Source organism: Leptospira sp. WS58.C1, assembly GCF_040833995.1.
GTDB classification, from domain to species: domain Bacteria; phylum Spirochaetota; class Leptospiria; order Leptospirales; family Leptospiraceae; genus Leptospira_B; species Leptospira_B cinconiae.
On sequence record NZ_CP162137.1, the window covers coordinates 2,089,826 to 2,103,696 of the forward strand.

A 13,871-nucleotide genomic window follows, 5' to 3' on the forward strand; every position below is an offset into this window, starting at 1 on the left:
AAAAAGCCAAAAACTAGATGCCAAAACTTACCCACAAACCAGTTTGGAGCTAAGATGAGCACGAGTACCCTTCGCCCCGAATCTTCGATAGCCTTATTGGAGGAGATGGAAAGAAAATATAAACAGATCCCGTTCGAAGCAATTCTGAAGCAGGACATTCTAAGACAGGGCATCCATTTTCTTCCGGAATCTTTCCAAGTGGGGGAAGATTATAAAACCAAGGATTATTTCATCTTCTCCTTCGACCATATTCCACTTGCGGATATGAAAGAAGGTACCGACTCCAAGGCTCCCGAGGAAATCAAGATCACAGGCGGATATTTTAATTTATTACCCACTATAGTATCTACTCGTAATAACCCGAACTCACCTTATAAAGTAAAACGTATCCCTGCCGGAGAAAAAGACGAAGGCAGACCTGGTCTCTATCTTAACGAAACATTTTTAGGAAAACTAGAATATCCACCTAAGCCTGCTTGGTACAGACACAAAACCAAATCAGGAAAAATCCCGGGAGAGATCGCACCCGTTATCGAATGGGGATATCTCATCTACCTAACCGTTTTCCGTAATTGCCAGTATTTCGGTAAGGACGAAGAATGTGCATACTGCGATATCAATCATAACTACAGACAACAGAAGAATGCAGGTAGACCATATACAGGCGTTAAAGATATCGAAGATATTTTAGAAGTACTTTCTTGGATCGATGCGGAAGACGAGATCGCAAAAGTGTACACGATCACCGGCGGTTCCGTAATCACTTCTCTCAAAAAGAAAAACGAAATCGATTTTTATTTAGAATACGCCCAAGCAATCGAGCAAAAATTCCCTGGACGATGGATGGGTAAGATCGTTTCCCAAGCTTGGGAGAATGAGGATTGCAAAAAGTTCAAAGACGCAGGCATCCAAGTCTATCATCCCAACTACGAAGTCTGGGAACCCGAACTATTCCGAAAAATCTGTCCGGGAAAAGAAGCCTATATCGGTAGAGATACTTGGATCAGAAGGATCGTCGACTCTGCGGAAATTTTCGGACCTTCTTATGTGATCCCGAACTTCGTGGGTGGAGTAGAACTTTCTCAGCCTTGGGGATTTGCAACGGTCGCAGAAGCGATCAAATCTACGGGAGAAGGTTTGGACTTCTTCATGTCAAAAGGGATCATGCCTAGGTTTACAGCTTGGTGTCCGGAACCTTATACAACTCTTGGGACACAAGCCGGTCCTCCATTGGAATATTTTTGCGAGTTATTAACCGTATGGAAGTCTACATTCGAAAAATATAATCTTCCTACGCCTCCCGGGTATGGAGAACCGGGACCAGGAAAGGCGGTATTCTCCGTTTCCGCCTTTATGGATGTGATCGGTTATTCAGGAAGGGCTTAGTCCCCTCCTCCAACGCTTGAAGACCTTTGGACCCTTCTCCAAGTATTTGCCCAAGAAGCAAAAGAGTTTTGATTCCTAGTTTGGAGATACAGTTTTCCCTTACCGGAAAATTTTGCGACCAGCCCTTCACCGGATAAGAAGAGAGATTTTAATCCTCCTACCTTATCGATATGATATTCTAGGCTAGGTTCGAATGCTACGATATGACCTGTGTCCACGATGTACATTCCATCCACATCTACTTCATGTATCGCTCCAAAGCTTGAGAAAAAAAGGTCCCCAGTTCCGGAAACTTTCAGGAAGAATAAACCTTCTCCCGCAAAAAATCCTTTGAAACCTCCCCATTTGCTGTCGATCACAAGTTCCGTTCCTCCGGCAACATAGGCTCCTCTACTCAAGATCAATTCTTCGTTTTTAAGAGCTCTATGTTCCAAATCTCCTTGGGTCGCGGAGGTCAAGAATAACTCGCCATTTCCACCCTCGGCAGTAAACGTATTTTGGAAGAAGGACTCGCCGCTAAACAAGGCTCTTTTAGCGGATGCGAATATTCCACCCTGGGCTTTGGTCTCCATTTTTACCTGAGCGGACATGGCAACCATAGCTCCTGATTCTGCACGGATGGATTCTCCGGAATTTAGATCAATTTTTAATATGGGAAAATCAGGTTTTGCTAATATTTCAAATTTCATAGTTTATTCCTTTCTAGGTGGTAATTCGGATCTGAACCAAGCGCCGAGTGTCGGCACATTTCTGGATTGGAGCCAGAGCCTTCCTCTTCCTTTAAATTTAGCGACTAAACCTTCTCCACCTAAAAAGAAGGACTTCCAACCTCCGAACTTAGTGATCTCGTATTGTAAACCTTCTTCGAAGGCTACGATATGGCCTGTATCTACTATAAATTCACCTTCGACGTCCAATACTTCGATCCCGCCGTAACTGGAGATGAGAACCGGACCGCTTCCGGAAAGTTTTAAGAAGAATAAAGACTCTCCGCTGAAAAAACCTTTTAGACCTTGAAATTTAGTATCTATATCTATCTCGGGTTTTGCCGCGAGAAAGGAACTGGACTGGATAAAAACCGTACCGTTCAAATCCAGTTTTTCAATATCGCCGGGAAGTGTGGGAGCGAGTAAAACCTCTCCAGGTTGCGATGCGGAGAAGGTATTCATCCAGAAAGATTCACCTCCTAAGAAAGCCGCTTTCAAAGATTTAAATAATCCTCCTTGTTGCGCCTTACTTGTTTGCATTTGGATATGAGAACTCATACTCATAAGAGCTCCCGCTTCCGCCTTGATGGATTCTCCGGAGCTTAAGTTTACTTTCGCTACGGAATAAGATGGTTTGTATAAAACTTGGATATTCATTTTAATTCCTAATGTTTGTTAAACGGGAAGAAGTTTGGTAAGCCAGCTGATAAATCCGGAAGGCACTCTAGATTGGATCCAAAGAGTTCCGTTGCCCGAGAAATTCGCGACTAAACCTTCGCCGCCTAGGAGTGTGGATTTCCAATTCCCTCCCGCCTTTCCTACTTTGAATTGTAGGGAATTTTCGAATGCGACTATATGACCAGTATCAACCGTATAATTTCCTTCTACTCTGATTGGAACAATGGCTCCATAAGAACTTAAGAAAACTTTTCCGGTTCCGGAAATTTCCAATAAGAACAGACCTTCTCCACCGAATAAGGAACGGAGTCCGCCGAATTTGGAAACGACTTGGATACCAGGATCGGAAGCCAGATAAGATCCGGACTGGACAAAGATACTTTTTCCGACGAGGTCTAGATCTATGATATCGCCGGGAAGTTCAGGTGCGAGTCCGATCTCCCCTCCCGTTTCAGGAGCAGTGTAGGTATTGAAGAAGAATGATTCTCCACCGAAAATTTTTCTGGAAAGTGCGGAAAGAAATCCGCTCCCCATTTTGGTTTCCACGCCCATTCGGGAACTCATGTACACCATGGCTCCGGCTTCCGATTTAATCGATTGACCGGGGCCTAATCTAAGTTTCAATAAGGAGAAGGAAGGTTTATGAGAGATCTGGAATTGCATACGCGGGAAAGTTTGGAAAATATTTTCCAAAACGTCAATCGATTCCCGGTTTCAAGTATTTCTTTCTAGACTTCTTCTTTTCCAAATAAATTCAGAATGAAACAAGTTTTAATCACAGGCGCCAATCGAGGGATCGGTTTGGAGCTTGCTAATTTATATTCCGAGAAAGGTTATACGGTTTATGCGGCTTGCCGAAAAAGTTCGGAAACCTTACGTAGGCTGGGAGTGAAAATTTTCGAGGGACTGGACCTGACCCAAAGCCAAAGTTTCGAAACTTTATCCGGTTTTTTGACAGGGATCAAACTGGACATACTGATCAATAACGCAGGGATCCTGATCCCGGATAATCTGGAAAGTGTGGATTTTAAGGAATTGGAAACCCAGATCTTGGTAAATGCGATCGGGCCTATACGGCTAAGCCGACTTCTTCTTCCTAAACTTGGTCCAAACTCTAAACTGGTCTTTATCACGAGCAGAATGGGCTCAATCGCGGACAATACTTCCGGAGCCTATTACGGATACAGAATGTCCAAAGCTGCCTTGAATGCCGGAGCTGTTAGTCTCGCTCGGGATCTTGCACCTAAAAAGATCTCCGTAGGTATATTTCACCCTGGAATGGTAGCTACGGAAATGACCGGCAGACAAGGAATTCCACCAAAGGATGCGGCCCAGGGACTCTTCCATCAAATCGAAAAACTGTCCCCAGAACGATCCGGAAGATTCTTTCATCAAAACGGGGAAGAGTTACCATGGTAAATGGATTCTGTCTCCCTAAAACAACACTGTTGTAAAAAAGAGACAGAAGTACAGAAATTTCTTTCAAATTATGTCTAGTTATCTCTGTACCGAGCTATAATGCCCGTCTAAAATCATCTTTTTGCACTGCACCTGGCATGGATATTGCTTTCATAGTCCTAAAGGGTTAATTTTGATTTGGATCTTGCAAACGTCCAATAGAGTGAAGCCCGGTGCAAAGCGAATGGATTCCGGATCCGAAAGTTTCCGGGGTAGGAAATGATGAATTTCACAGAACATAGAAAAACTCTTAAAGAAACAGTTAGAATTAAGGGGATCGGATTACATTCCGGCAAGGAAGTAAATCTGATCGGGCACCCTGCTCCTGTAGGGACAGGCATAGTTTTTGAATATAGAAAGGGAGAAGATAAGGCATCCATCCCTGTAGAACTAAGTAATGTGGTAGATACCAGTAATGCTACCACTTTGGGAGACGGGCTGCATCGTATCCAAACCGTAGAGCACCTGATGGCAGCGGTATTCTCCGTAGGAATTACGGATATGACCCTAGAAATCGACTCCGTAGAAGTTCCGATCATGGACGGATCTTCCCTTCCATTCTTAGAAGCATTCGAAAGCACAGGTTATACCGAATTCGAAGAAAGAATAGAACCTATTTATGTAAAAAATCCTATGTGGGTGGTAGATGGGGACAAATACCTGGTTATTCTACCAAGCGAAACCTGGAAAGTGACCTACACAATCGACTTCCCCCATCCGCTCTTAAAAGGCCAGAACATCACAATCGATCTGGACCGCGACATTCTCAAAAACGAAATTTTACCTGCCAGAACCTTCGGGTTCCTAAAAGACGTGGAAGCTCTCCAAGCGAGAGGACTTGCTATGGGAGGATCCTTAGATAACGCGATCGTCCTCACCCAAGACGGATATTTAAACGAATCCCTTCGTTACGAAAACGAATGTGTCCGACATAAAATTTTGGACCTGGTAGGAGATCTTTCCATCGCAGGCAGACCGATTATCGGACATTATCTAGCTTCCAAGGCGGGACATGCATTGGACGTTTCCATGGCTAAATTAGTCATGAGTTCAGTAACAGGAAACGAACTGGGTAAATACAAAAGCCGTCGGATCCCACTTTTCAACAGAAAAGCTGCGATGGTCTAAATATTCCGGATTTCCCGCCTCTAATCCGGGCGGGACCACATCGGTTTATAAAAGACTTGTCGATTCACTAAACTACTGTATTTCTACCAGCGGATATTCATTCAATGAATGGCGGTGGGAAGAGAACTACATACATGGGGATAGTCGCTTTTCCCGGCAGATTTTACGGTCGATGCGTAAAAGTCGGGACGAAGAGAAGACATCTCGCCCACGGAGCCTATATCCATGAGAGCCAAAAACAAGAAGAGCTGAAAAAACTTTCTAATGCTCTCGATTCTTCCAAAATAGAATTAAAATCGATCATTTCCGGACTCAAAACAAGAGAACAAGATAAAGAACTAAAAGAAATTTTAGAGACTCAGGTCACGATCACGGAAGATCCGAGCTTACAAGATTCATTCAGAAATCGTATTAAGGAATATAACGAAAACGCATTTTTAGCGGTCCAGAATACGATCAACGAACTCACCGACAAGTTCACTCGTATGGATAATCCGTTCTTCAGAGAAAGATCGGACCATTTTCAGGACATCTCCAACCGTATTTTAGAAAACCTTTTAGACAAAAAAGAAGAAGTCTCCTTCTTAGCCGACCAATCCGAGGACGTGATCTTGGTCGCTAGACAATTGACTCCTTCTCAGATGATACTCATGGACAAGAGTAGGATCAGAGGAATTGCCACCGATTTGGGAGGAAAAACCGGTCATATGGCAATCCTTGCCCGAAATTATGGTATCCCAACAATCGTAGGCTTAAAGGAATTTTATAGAAATATTAACGATTTTGAATATGTTTTTTTGGATGCTGACACAGGCCAGATCGTAAGAAACCCAACCATCGAAGAAGTAAAATATTACGGAGCTTCTTCTCCTTTAAGTTTTGAGACAAAGGTAATAAAACCGAAAAAGGCGGTTACAAAAGACGGAGTCAAGATACGGTTAAAATGTAATTTAGAATCGGATACCGACTGTGAAATTGCAAGGAAAGCGGATGTGGACGGTGTGGGGCTTTTCCGCTCGGAGTCGTTATTCTTAAAATACCAGGACAAAAACGTTTCCGGAGAAGAACAATTTTTAGCCTATAAAAGGATCGCGGAAGGAATGGATCCGAACCCGGTTTACATACGGACTTTCGATATAGGCGCGGATAAATTTTCCACGGGAGAATTCGAAGAGAATCCATTCTTAGGAAATAGAGGGATTCGATACAGCCTTCAAAATCCAGATTGGTTTAAAGAACAATTAATCGCAATACTTAGAGCTTCTGCTTATGGAAATTTAAGCATCATGCTTCCTATGGTTACCAATCTGGGAGAGATCAAAAAAACAAAAGAAATATTAGAAGAATGTAAAAAAGAACTTACTGCCAGCAAGGAAAAGTTCAATAAAAAAATCAAACTTGGAGTGATGGTGGAAACTCCTTCCGCTGTATCTTCTATGGATGTACTTGCAAGAGAAGTGGATTTTTTCTCCGTCGGAACAAACGATCTATTGCAGTATCTGATGGCTGTGGATCGAAATAACGTGAATGTTTCCTCCTTATATAATCCATTCCATATTTCATTTTTAAGAACTCTTATACAGATAGTAGAAACAGCTTGGAAATACGAAAGACCACTGAGTATTTGTGGTGAGATCGCTTCCGATACGAATTTTACGATCCTACTTTTGGGTATGGGATTTAGGGAACTTTCGATCTCCATTCCGTTCGTAGGACCGATCCGTAAAATTTTAGGATCCGTAAGTTTAAAACAGGCGAATTTTCTTTTGAAAAAAATTTTGGAACTTTCCGAAAATGAGGACTACGAAGCGATTGAGGCGTTTTTATTCAGTAAACACTTGGAGTAAATGAAAGAAAATCTTATTTAAACTCGTACTTTAAAAACGTTTTTATCCAGCGCCTTTTCTCGGAACTAAATATAAATCGCAATTTTCAAACAAAGTCGCAAAGATCGAGAAGGAACGCAAATGTAGGAGCTCCTACATTTCCAATTACTGTAATTCCTACTTAATAATATCCGAATATTCCAAACTTAAAAATAAGAACGGATCTTGGTCGATTTTCTTTTCTTGTAAAAATAAAGGACCCAAAGATTCTTTCGGCTTCAGAAAATTCAAATAAGATTGTTTTTCCGTTCTGAGGAAAAAATTCCCTTCTGATTTTTGTTCGGTATGGAAATGAGAGATCTTTTTGATCACGGAAGGTAAATTTCTTTCTTCCGAATGTAGCTTTGAAAATAAGATTAAATAATTTTTTTCCTTCCAATTCCCGTTGAAAACAAATCCTTCCGAGGAGAAAAATTCCCGAAACGGGATTTTTTCCGAAAGATTTTCCAATCTGGAATATTGAAAAGTCGCTTCGGTGCCGAATACTTTCGGCAAAAAGGAATCAATTTTAAGTCCGGGAGCTTCTTCCCAGCCTTCACTTAAGCAGATCCCCTTCTTAAAACTTGGGTTTAAATTTTTGATTTCCAATTCTGCGTGTAACTTTTTCCAAGCAAGTTCCGCTCTGGCAAAAATGAACCCTAAATTTAAGGCGGAAAATTCCCTTACTCTGGAAAAGTCCCAGACTTCTCTTTCTCTTAGCGGAGAAAAATATAAATTATCCAAAGCATATAGGTCCGAATGACCGTAAGGTTCGAAAATACTAGGTTTGGAGAGGATCGTTTTCGCCATATAGAATACATATCGGCGGCTTAGAAAATTCCCATCAGGGTAAAAAAAAAGCCTCAGGTTTGCAACCGAGGCTTCTTTTTACCTTTTTGATATGTTAAAGAGGATAATTTAATTACCTGAATAGACTTTTTTAATCTTATCCGCGTATTTTTCAGCAATTACGTGACGTTTCATCTTCAACATATTGTTCAACTCGTCCCCTACCTCGAAAGGTTTGGAAACTATGAAGAATGGAGTAACTTGTTCGAAAGACTTGAACCCGTTTTTCGCGTTGTTGAGTGCTTTGATTTCCTTTCTATAAAGATCCAATACTTTAGCGTTCTCGATCAAAGTTTCTTTGTTAGACGTGTCCACTCCGTTCTCTTTTGCCCATTCTTCCAATTTTTCGAAGTCAGGAACAATAATGGCTCCCAAGTTTTTCTGGTCTTGCCCGATTACCATACATTGGCTGATATACGGAGATTCTTGGAGTTTATTCTCTATCGGGACCGGCTCAACGTTCTCACCGCCCAACAATACCACAGTGTCTTTTGCTCTACCGGTCAATGTTAAGGTATGTTTGAAGTTGATCATTCCCATATCGCCGGTATTCATCCATCCGTCGACAAGAGCTTTGGAAGTCGCTTCTTCATTTTTGAAGTAACCTTTCATGACCTGAGGACCTTTTACGAATACAACACCTTTCTTACCTAATCTTCCTTTGATTACTTTTCCGTTCTCGTCTATTTCGGTAAGAACTTCGTTATTATCGTTTCTGATCTGCAGATTGGTTTTAGGAACGATCGAACCTACGGAACCGATGATTAACTTTTGGAACGTTCTCACGGAAAGAACCGGAGAAGTTTCGGTCATACCGTATCCTTCCAGCACGTTGATACCGATATTGTTGAAAAATTCGTCTACGTGACGAGGAAGAGCTCCTCCTCCGGAGATGGAAGCCTTCAATTTTCCACCGGTGGCAGTTCTGATCTTAGAAAGAACGATCTTATCCAAAGTTGCGCTGTTCAAAAACGCAGCAAGAGCAGCCACTATATATAAGGGAAGACTTAAGAAGGAAAATTCTGTGGAAGAAAGCAGATAAGCCGCAACCGAAGAGATTACCGTCAAAGTGAAAGGTCCCGTCAGGATCAACTGGATGAACATTAAAATCCCGTAAAATAAGGAGAGAATCGGATTTCTTCCGTGATAATCCACTTCCTTGCCCGTAATAAAACGAACTGCGGCGTTTTTCTTATCGGAGAAGAAATAAGCGAGTTTGAATAAACCGCGGCGGATTGCAGGAGTTTGGCTTGGATCATTGATCCTTGTATAAATACCGTTGTAGATATTTTCCCAAAGACGAGGAGCAGAGCCCATGAATGTCGGTTTTACGGTCGCTAAGTCTTGGCGAAGGTCCCTAACATTTGTGTAATATGTAGCTGCACCGATGCTGATACAAACGTATTCCACAACCCGTTCGAATACGTGCCATACGGGAAGAATGGAGAGTAATCTTGCTTCCGCACTTATTTTCAACATTGGAGTGACTTCCAATACCTGATGCATCATATTGGAATGTCTTAGTTGAACACCTTTAGGAAGACCGGTAGTCCCGGAAGTATAGATCAAGGTGAAAAGGTCTTCCGGTTTGATAGCTGCTACTCTATCTTCTACCTTACGGGATCCGGAAGCTCTTAAACTTTTTCCTTTTTCGATCAGGTCGTACATTTTCAGAACGCCTGGAGCTTCGGATTCTTTGTCCATTAAAATGACTGTTTTTACTTTTCCGAGCTGGGATTTGTTTCTGTTGAATTTTTCCAACATTTTATCGTTTTCTATGAATACCACTTCTGATTCGGAATGGCTAACGATATAAACGATTTCGGAATCGGTGATGTCCGTTCCTCTCGGAACGTCAGCCGCACCGGTCATAATGATACCGTAATCCGCGATGATCCATTCTACACGGTTATCGGCGAGTAACGCTACATGGTCTCTAGATTGGATGCCTAGATCGATCAAAGCCTCGGCAAGATTCAGACCTGCCTCGTATAACTCTGAATAGGTGATCGGCAAATAATTCTTTTGCGCATCTTTGTATAAGAAAGCCGGTTTATTTTTAAATTTTTCTGCCGACTCACGGAATAATTGGGCGAGATTCTCAGCCATGAATGGAAATTCTCCTGAAATGAAATGGAAAGATGGATGATGTCCGGCAGCACCTACCGGGGATCTGATTCCAGATTCCAAGGAAATGCTGAAAGATAAATCCTTTTTTTTAAAACGAGTCCGAGTTTGGATTATTATTGCACGATTGTTATGGATAGAAGCGAATTTTACGGAGATTCGAGCCAGTTTTTTAGTCTTCCGGTCAATACCGGCAGGTCTTTCTCTGAAATTCCGTATTGGGAATGAAGTTTCTTTCCGGATTTGCTAAACACGAATAATGCGGGCTGACCTTCTATTTTCAGAGGGGTCACAAGTTTCCATTCCGGATCTAAAAGACTCGGATACAACATCCCGAAATCGGAAGCGGCTTTTTTGATTTCTTCCAAACTGAGATCATCTTCAGTATTCACGCCTAACACAACGGCAGGAGAATCTTTCAATTTCTCTCTCAGTTTTTCCACCACTGGCACCGCTTTTTTGCAAGGCTCACACCAGCTCGCCCAAAAATCCAAGACCACTAACTTTCCCTTGTCCTCCGAAAATTTATGGGAATTCCCATCCCAATCCTGAAGAGTAATTTGGTAGAGCAAAGGTTGCTCATCCGATCTGCAATTATTTAAGAATAAAACGGATAAAAGAAGTAAAAAGAAAGGCGAGGCTTTTCTAAAAACCATACTTCCAGAATACAAATTAGAATATAAGCTACAAGTCATTTCCTTCCAATTCCACCTTGCTTTAAAGAGAGGAGATCAAAAACTTGTACAAGGTTTTTAGCCTTGGAAGAAACCAGGATCTATAATTATTTTTTCCAATTTTCGGAATTCCAATCCTATTTGGAAGGAAAAAGGTTCCAAGGGCAAGGGATCCATTTTGATTCCGGATCCTCGGAAAGATCTGTCAAACCTCCGATTCTCTCCGCTTTTTTAGATCCTAAAAAAGGATTTATTCTACAATTAAAAGCCGGCAAAACTTTAGAGAGGATATGTACCGATTGGACGGACAATTTTTGGACCAGGAAAGAAGATCTATTCGTTTGGAACGTAAGTCCAACGGAGCAAATTTATTTCCAGGCACTGGACAGAAACCGCATCCATATCCATTGGAAATCTTCCAATGATATTCTTTTTTCAGGAACGATAGAAGTAGGAACAAAATCTCTTTTCCAAAAGATTTTAAGTCCGTTTATAAGAAACTAGGTCTCTAAAAATTTTTTTTACGAGTGCGGCAGACTTCAGTCGTTCGAATCGTTTCAGATCCGGCTTCGGGAACTTGAACTTCTTCTTTTGGAAATCCAAAATCGCATTTTTCCAATCTTCCTCCGATTCCGGAGAAATATACACACAGGATCTTTTTCCTATTTCTCTAAAAACTTCAAGATCCGAAACGATACAAGGTAGAGAATAAGCAAGAGCCTCTAAAAGTGGTATCCCGAATCCTTCGTAGATGGACGGAAAAACAAATAAGCTCGCTTGAGAATAGAGATATTTTAGTTCTTCCTCATTTACAAAATCGAACCAGTATAACTCTCCCGCTGCGGACGAATGTTTGAATTTTGAGAGGAACTCGGGAGATTCCCAACCTTCTTTCCCTGCATGCACCCAAACTAGGTCCGATCCTTCTTTTTTTGCATTTCGATAGGCTTTTAGAAGAGTTCCGAAATTTTTTCGGGGTTCTAAAGTGGAAACGGTCAAGAAAAACTTTTTAGGCAATTTGCCGATTCGTTTTGTAGGCGGAGTTTTAATCTTTCGAATCTCTTTAGGAGAGTAACCGGGATAAATAATACCTATTTTATCTTTCGGGAAAGAGGAATACTTTAAGATCTCTGAACGAGTAAATTCCGAGTTAGCAAGAATATAATCCGCTCTTTGGATACTTCTTCTTAAATAAAAAAGCTGCTGAAATCTTGCAATCGGTCTCATAGTCTCCGGAAAACGATAGGCTACAAAATCATGATATGTTAAAACCCCGGGAATATTTTTAGAAAGGAAAAGTGGAAATACCTGTTGAGTTCCCCAAAATAAATCGATCTCATATTTCCTTAGTTGAAAAGGAAGATAGAAAGCGAAGTAAATCCCTCCTTTTTTAGAAAATAGACCCTGTCCTATTACAGGCTTTATATTCGGGTTTTTGAATAGATCCGAATAACCTTCGTGGATCGGCTTATGCGAAAAAAGATAAAATTCGAAATCGGGATCTTGATCGAAACCTTTTAGTACCGATTCGATGAGCCGTCCCACACCTGAAACAGGAGTGGACAATGGCCTTGCATCCAAGGCGATCTTGTATTTTTTTCTATCGATATTGGACAAAGTAAGAACTTGCCTTTTAAAAGATTGATTTACCAACGATCCCTAACGGAACCTTGGAGAGAAGTTTTAAACTTTTCCCAAAATTGGGTAACTAATTCTGATTCACCGGCAAGCAATCCTATTCCAAGTTTGGAAGTTAAAAATGGATACTCTTTTCCGGATCGTATCTCCAAGTCTTTGCCTTGAGAAGCTCTCAGGATCGCAATCCCTCCAGCCACGTCCCAATCGTTTTTAGGCCGAAGAGAAAGTGTTAAAGGATATTTCCCCACCGCGACTAAGGCGAGTTTATAAGCGATGGAACCTTTCGGCGCCAAAACATAATCATTTCCATAATTAAAATTTTTAAAAAGTCCGGCTTTCGTTTCCGAAATGGAAACAAGTATCTTAGGAAGTTCGGGAGACTCACCCTTTTGCAGATAAAAAGTATTCTCCCAATCGATCTTATTTTCAACATAAGGGGACTTTAGAATATTATAATATGCTCCCTTACCTTCCGCACCCCAAAAGAATTCACCCGTTGCAGGATTCATTACGATCCCAAAAACAGGTTTACCATCTTCCAAAAGTCCCAAACTGATCGCAAACTCAGGATTTTTAGCCACAAATTCCCTGGTCCCATCGATAGGATCTAAGATCCAAACTCTTTCCCCTTGTAGAGAAGAATGTGAAAAATCGGAATCCTCTTCGGAGTATACTTTGTCGTTTAGGATTTTGCGGATGCCGCCGGCGATGATCTCGTTTGCCTGCAGGTCGGCTTCCGTAAGAGGGTCACCTTTGGATTTTTCCATCACCTGGAAATTTGTTCCATAGATGGAAAAGATCCGGTCTGCGGCTTCCAGAACAAGTTTTGAAACTAATTCCGCTTCTTCCGGAAATCGCATGAAAAGGGATTATTTACCGGAAGTCGGCTGAGTCGGTTGTTTATCTTCCTTATGAGGCTCCTCTTCCAAATTATCGGGACGAACATAGAACACTTCGTTGATAGGAGTTTGGAGATAGATTTCCGGATCCATTAGATAACTGTAAAATACGATATATGTTTTGTATTTAACATACACCCCGAAAGTCCCTTTTTGGGGCTCATACGAAATAGAATCGGCTTTTAAGTCCTTTGTATATTCCTTATAATCCAGGTATTTACGATGAAGGCTGTATTTTAAAGCGGATAGAAGATTTTTTTCTAAGGTAGCTTTTTTAGCCGCTTCAGAAACTTTTCGATTCTTATTAAATTCTTCTACTTTATTAAATTCTTCTACTAAACCGCTGACTTTTCCAGCAAACAATGGGGTCCCAAGGCAGATAGCCAAGGCGAGTATCACGATCCGTTTCATTGTTTCTCCTATGTCCTATGAATAATATCGGTATTTCAGGGGGTGAACTTT

14 protein-coding genes are annotated in these 13,871 nt (G+C 41.4%); 5 read left to right on the forward strand and 9 right to left on the reverse strand.

The features are described from left to right. Nucleotides 1–54 precede the first annotated feature (54 nt). Nucleotides 55–1,386, forward strand: a complete 1,332-nt coding sequence (locus AB3N61_RS09590) for a radical SAM protein (protein ID WP_020771659.1) — start codon at nucleotides 55–57, stop codon at nucleotides 1,384–1,386. On the opposite strand, the gene AB3N61_RS09595 is transcribed toward AB3N61_RS09590, so the two are convergent. The 3 genes from AB3N61_RS09595 to AB3N61_RS09605 are packed head-to-tail and all read right to left on the reverse strand — an operon-like array spanning nucleotide 1,383 to nucleotide 3,434. Next, nucleotides 1,383–2,075 carry a TIGR00266 family protein gene (locus AB3N61_RS09595; RefSeq protein WP_020771577.1) on the reverse strand — a complete coding sequence of 231 codons (693 nt, stop codon included), beginning with the start codon at nucleotides 2,073–2,075 and terminating at the stop codon, nucleotides 1,383–1,385. The genes AB3N61_RS09590 and AB3N61_RS09595 overlap by 4 nt on opposite strands. 3 nt (nucleotides 2,076–2,078) lie before the next feature. Next, complete coding sequence (locus tag AB3N61_RS09600; RefSeq protein ID WP_020771588.1) at nucleotides 2,079–2,750, reverse strand: TIGR00266 family protein; 672 nt, start codon at nucleotides 2,748–2,750, stop codon at nucleotides 2,079–2,081. Nucleotides 2,751–2,768: 18 nt separating this feature from the next. Continuing rightward, the gene (locus AB3N61_RS09605) at nucleotides 2,769–3,434 is read right to left on the reverse strand and encodes a TIGR00266 family protein (protein ID WP_036091155.1); all 666 of its coding nucleotides are present in this window, start codon (nucleotides 3,432–3,434) and stop codon (nucleotides 2,769–2,771) included. A 96-nt stretch (nucleotides 3,435–3,530) separates the two neighbouring features. Here AB3N61_RS09605 and AB3N61_RS09610 point away from each other — a divergent pair, with 96 nt between their 5' ends. From AB3N61_RS09610 to ptsP, 3 genes are all read left to right on the forward strand, one after another. Further along, nucleotides 3,531–4,190, forward strand: a complete 660-nt coding sequence (locus AB3N61_RS09610; protein ID WP_367897458.1) for an SDR family oxidoreductase — start codon at nucleotides 3,531–3,533, stop codon at nucleotides 4,188–4,190. Between the two features lie 261 nt (nucleotides 4,191–4,451). Further along, a complete protein-coding gene (gene lpxC / locus AB3N61_RS09615; protein ID WP_367899075.1) occupies nucleotides 4,452–5,357 on the forward strand; it encodes a UDP-3-O-acyl-N-acetylglucosamine deacetylase in 906 nt (301 codons plus the stop codon). 104 nt (nucleotides 5,358–5,461) lie between these two features. Next, nucleotides 5,462–7,204: a phosphoenolpyruvate--protein phosphotransferase gene (gene ptsP, locus AB3N61_RS09620; RefSeq protein WP_036091152.1), complete on the forward strand. Its 1,743-nt coding sequence runs from the start codon at nucleotides 5,462–5,464 to the stop codon at nucleotides 7,202–7,204. Between the two features lie 156 nt (nucleotides 7,205–7,360). Here the strand turns inward: ptsP and AB3N61_RS09625 are convergent, their stop codons facing one another. From AB3N61_RS09625 to AB3N61_RS09635, 3 genes are all read right to left on the reverse strand, one after another. Beyond that, nucleotides 7,361–8,032, reverse strand: a complete 672-nt coding sequence (locus AB3N61_RS09625) for an LIC11631 family protein (RefSeq protein ID WP_367897459.1) — start codon at nucleotides 8,030–8,032, stop codon at nucleotides 7,361–7,363. Nucleotides 8,033–8,140: 108 nt separating this feature from the next. Further along, on the reverse strand, nucleotides 8,141–10,180 hold the full coding sequence (locus tag AB3N61_RS09630; protein WP_367897460.1) for an AMP-dependent synthetase/ligase: 2,040 nt from the start codon (nucleotides 10,178–10,180) through the stop codon (nucleotides 8,141–8,143). Between the two features lie 167 nt (nucleotides 10,181–10,347). Beyond that, the gene (locus AB3N61_RS09635; RefSeq protein WP_020771581.1) at nucleotides 10,348–10,854 is read right to left on the reverse strand and encodes a TlpA family protein disulfide reductase; all 507 of its coding nucleotides are present in this window, start codon (nucleotides 10,852–10,854) and stop codon (nucleotides 10,348–10,350) included. Between the two features lie 102 nt (nucleotides 10,855–10,956). Here AB3N61_RS09635 and AB3N61_RS09640 point away from each other — a divergent pair, with 102 nt between their 5' ends. Further along, nucleotides 10,957–11,376, forward strand: coding sequence for a hypothetical protein (locus tag AB3N61_RS09640; RefSeq protein ID WP_020771604.1), 420 nt, complete (start codon nucleotides 10,957–10,959; stop codon nucleotides 11,374–11,376). On the opposite strand, the gene AB3N61_RS09645 is transcribed toward AB3N61_RS09640, so the two are convergent. The 3 genes from AB3N61_RS09645 to AB3N61_RS09655 are packed head-to-tail and all read right to left on the reverse strand — an operon-like array spanning nucleotide 11,353 to nucleotide 13,820. Beyond that, on the reverse strand, nucleotides 11,353–12,489 hold the full coding sequence (locus AB3N61_RS09645) for a glycosyltransferase family 4 protein (protein WP_367897461.1): 1,137 nt from the start codon (nucleotides 12,487–12,489) through the stop codon (nucleotides 11,353–11,355). The two genes, AB3N61_RS09640 and AB3N61_RS09645, sit on opposite strands and share 24 nt — an antisense overlap. A gap of 29 nt (nucleotides 12,490–12,518) precedes the next feature. Continuing rightward, complete coding sequence (locus AB3N61_RS09650) at nucleotides 12,519–13,370, reverse strand: 3'(2'),5'-bisphosphate nucleotidase CysQ (RefSeq protein WP_367897462.1); 852 nt, start codon at nucleotides 13,368–13,370, stop codon at nucleotides 12,519–12,521. 9 nt (nucleotides 13,371–13,379) lie between these two features. Then, a complete protein-coding gene (locus AB3N61_RS09655; protein WP_020771622.1) occupies nucleotides 13,380–13,820 on the reverse strand; it encodes an LIC11625 family surface-exposed protein in 441 nt (146 codons plus the stop codon). Between the last annotated feature and the right edge of the window lie 51 nt (nucleotides 13,821–13,871).

Coding starts and splice junctions, on each gene's coding strand:
- AB3N61_RS09605 (WP_036091155.1), bottom strand. CDS start 3,434: ATGCAATTCCAGATCTCTCATAAACCTTCCTTCTCCTTATTGAAACTT.
- AB3N61_RS09610 (WP_367897458.1), top strand. CDS start 3,531: ATGAAACAAGTTTTAATCACAGGCGCCAATCGAGGGATCGGTTTGGAG.
- AB3N61_RS09655 (WP_020771622.1), bottom strand. CDS start 13,820: ATGAAACGGATCGTGATACTCGCCTTGGCTATCTGCCTTGGGACCCCA.
- AB3N61_RS09590 (WP_020771659.1), top strand. CDS start 55: ATGAGCACGAGTACCCTTCGCCCCGAATCTTCGATAGCCTTATTGGAG.
- AB3N61_RS09600 (WP_020771588.1), bottom strand. CDS start 2,750: ATGAATATCCAAGTTTTATACAAACCATCTTATTCCGTAGCGAAAGTA.
- ptsP (WP_036091152.1), top strand. CDS start 5,462: ATGAATGGCGGTGGGAAGAGAACTACATACATGGGGATAGTCGCTTTT.
- lpxC (WP_367899075.1), top strand. CDS start 4,452: ATGAATTTCACAGAACATAGAAAAACTCTTAAAGAAACAGTTAGAATT.
- AB3N61_RS09595 (WP_020771577.1), bottom strand. CDS start 2,075: ATGAAATTTGAAATATTAGCAAAACCTGATTTTCCCATATTAAAAATT.
- AB3N61_RS09635 (WP_020771581.1), bottom strand. CDS start 10,854: ATGGTTTTTAGAAAAGCCTCGCCTTTCTTTTTACTTCTTTTATCCGTT.
- AB3N61_RS09625 (WP_367897459.1), bottom strand. CDS start 8,032: ATGGCGAAAACGATCCTCTCCAAACCTAGTATTTTCGAACCTTACGGT.
- AB3N61_RS09650 (WP_367897462.1), bottom strand. CDS start 13,370: ATGCGATTTCCGGAAGAAGCGGAATTAGTTTCAAAACTTGTTCTGGAA.
- AB3N61_RS09630 (WP_367897460.1), bottom strand. CDS start 10,180: ATGGCTGAGAATCTCGCCCAATTATTCCGTGAGTCGGCAGAAAAATTT.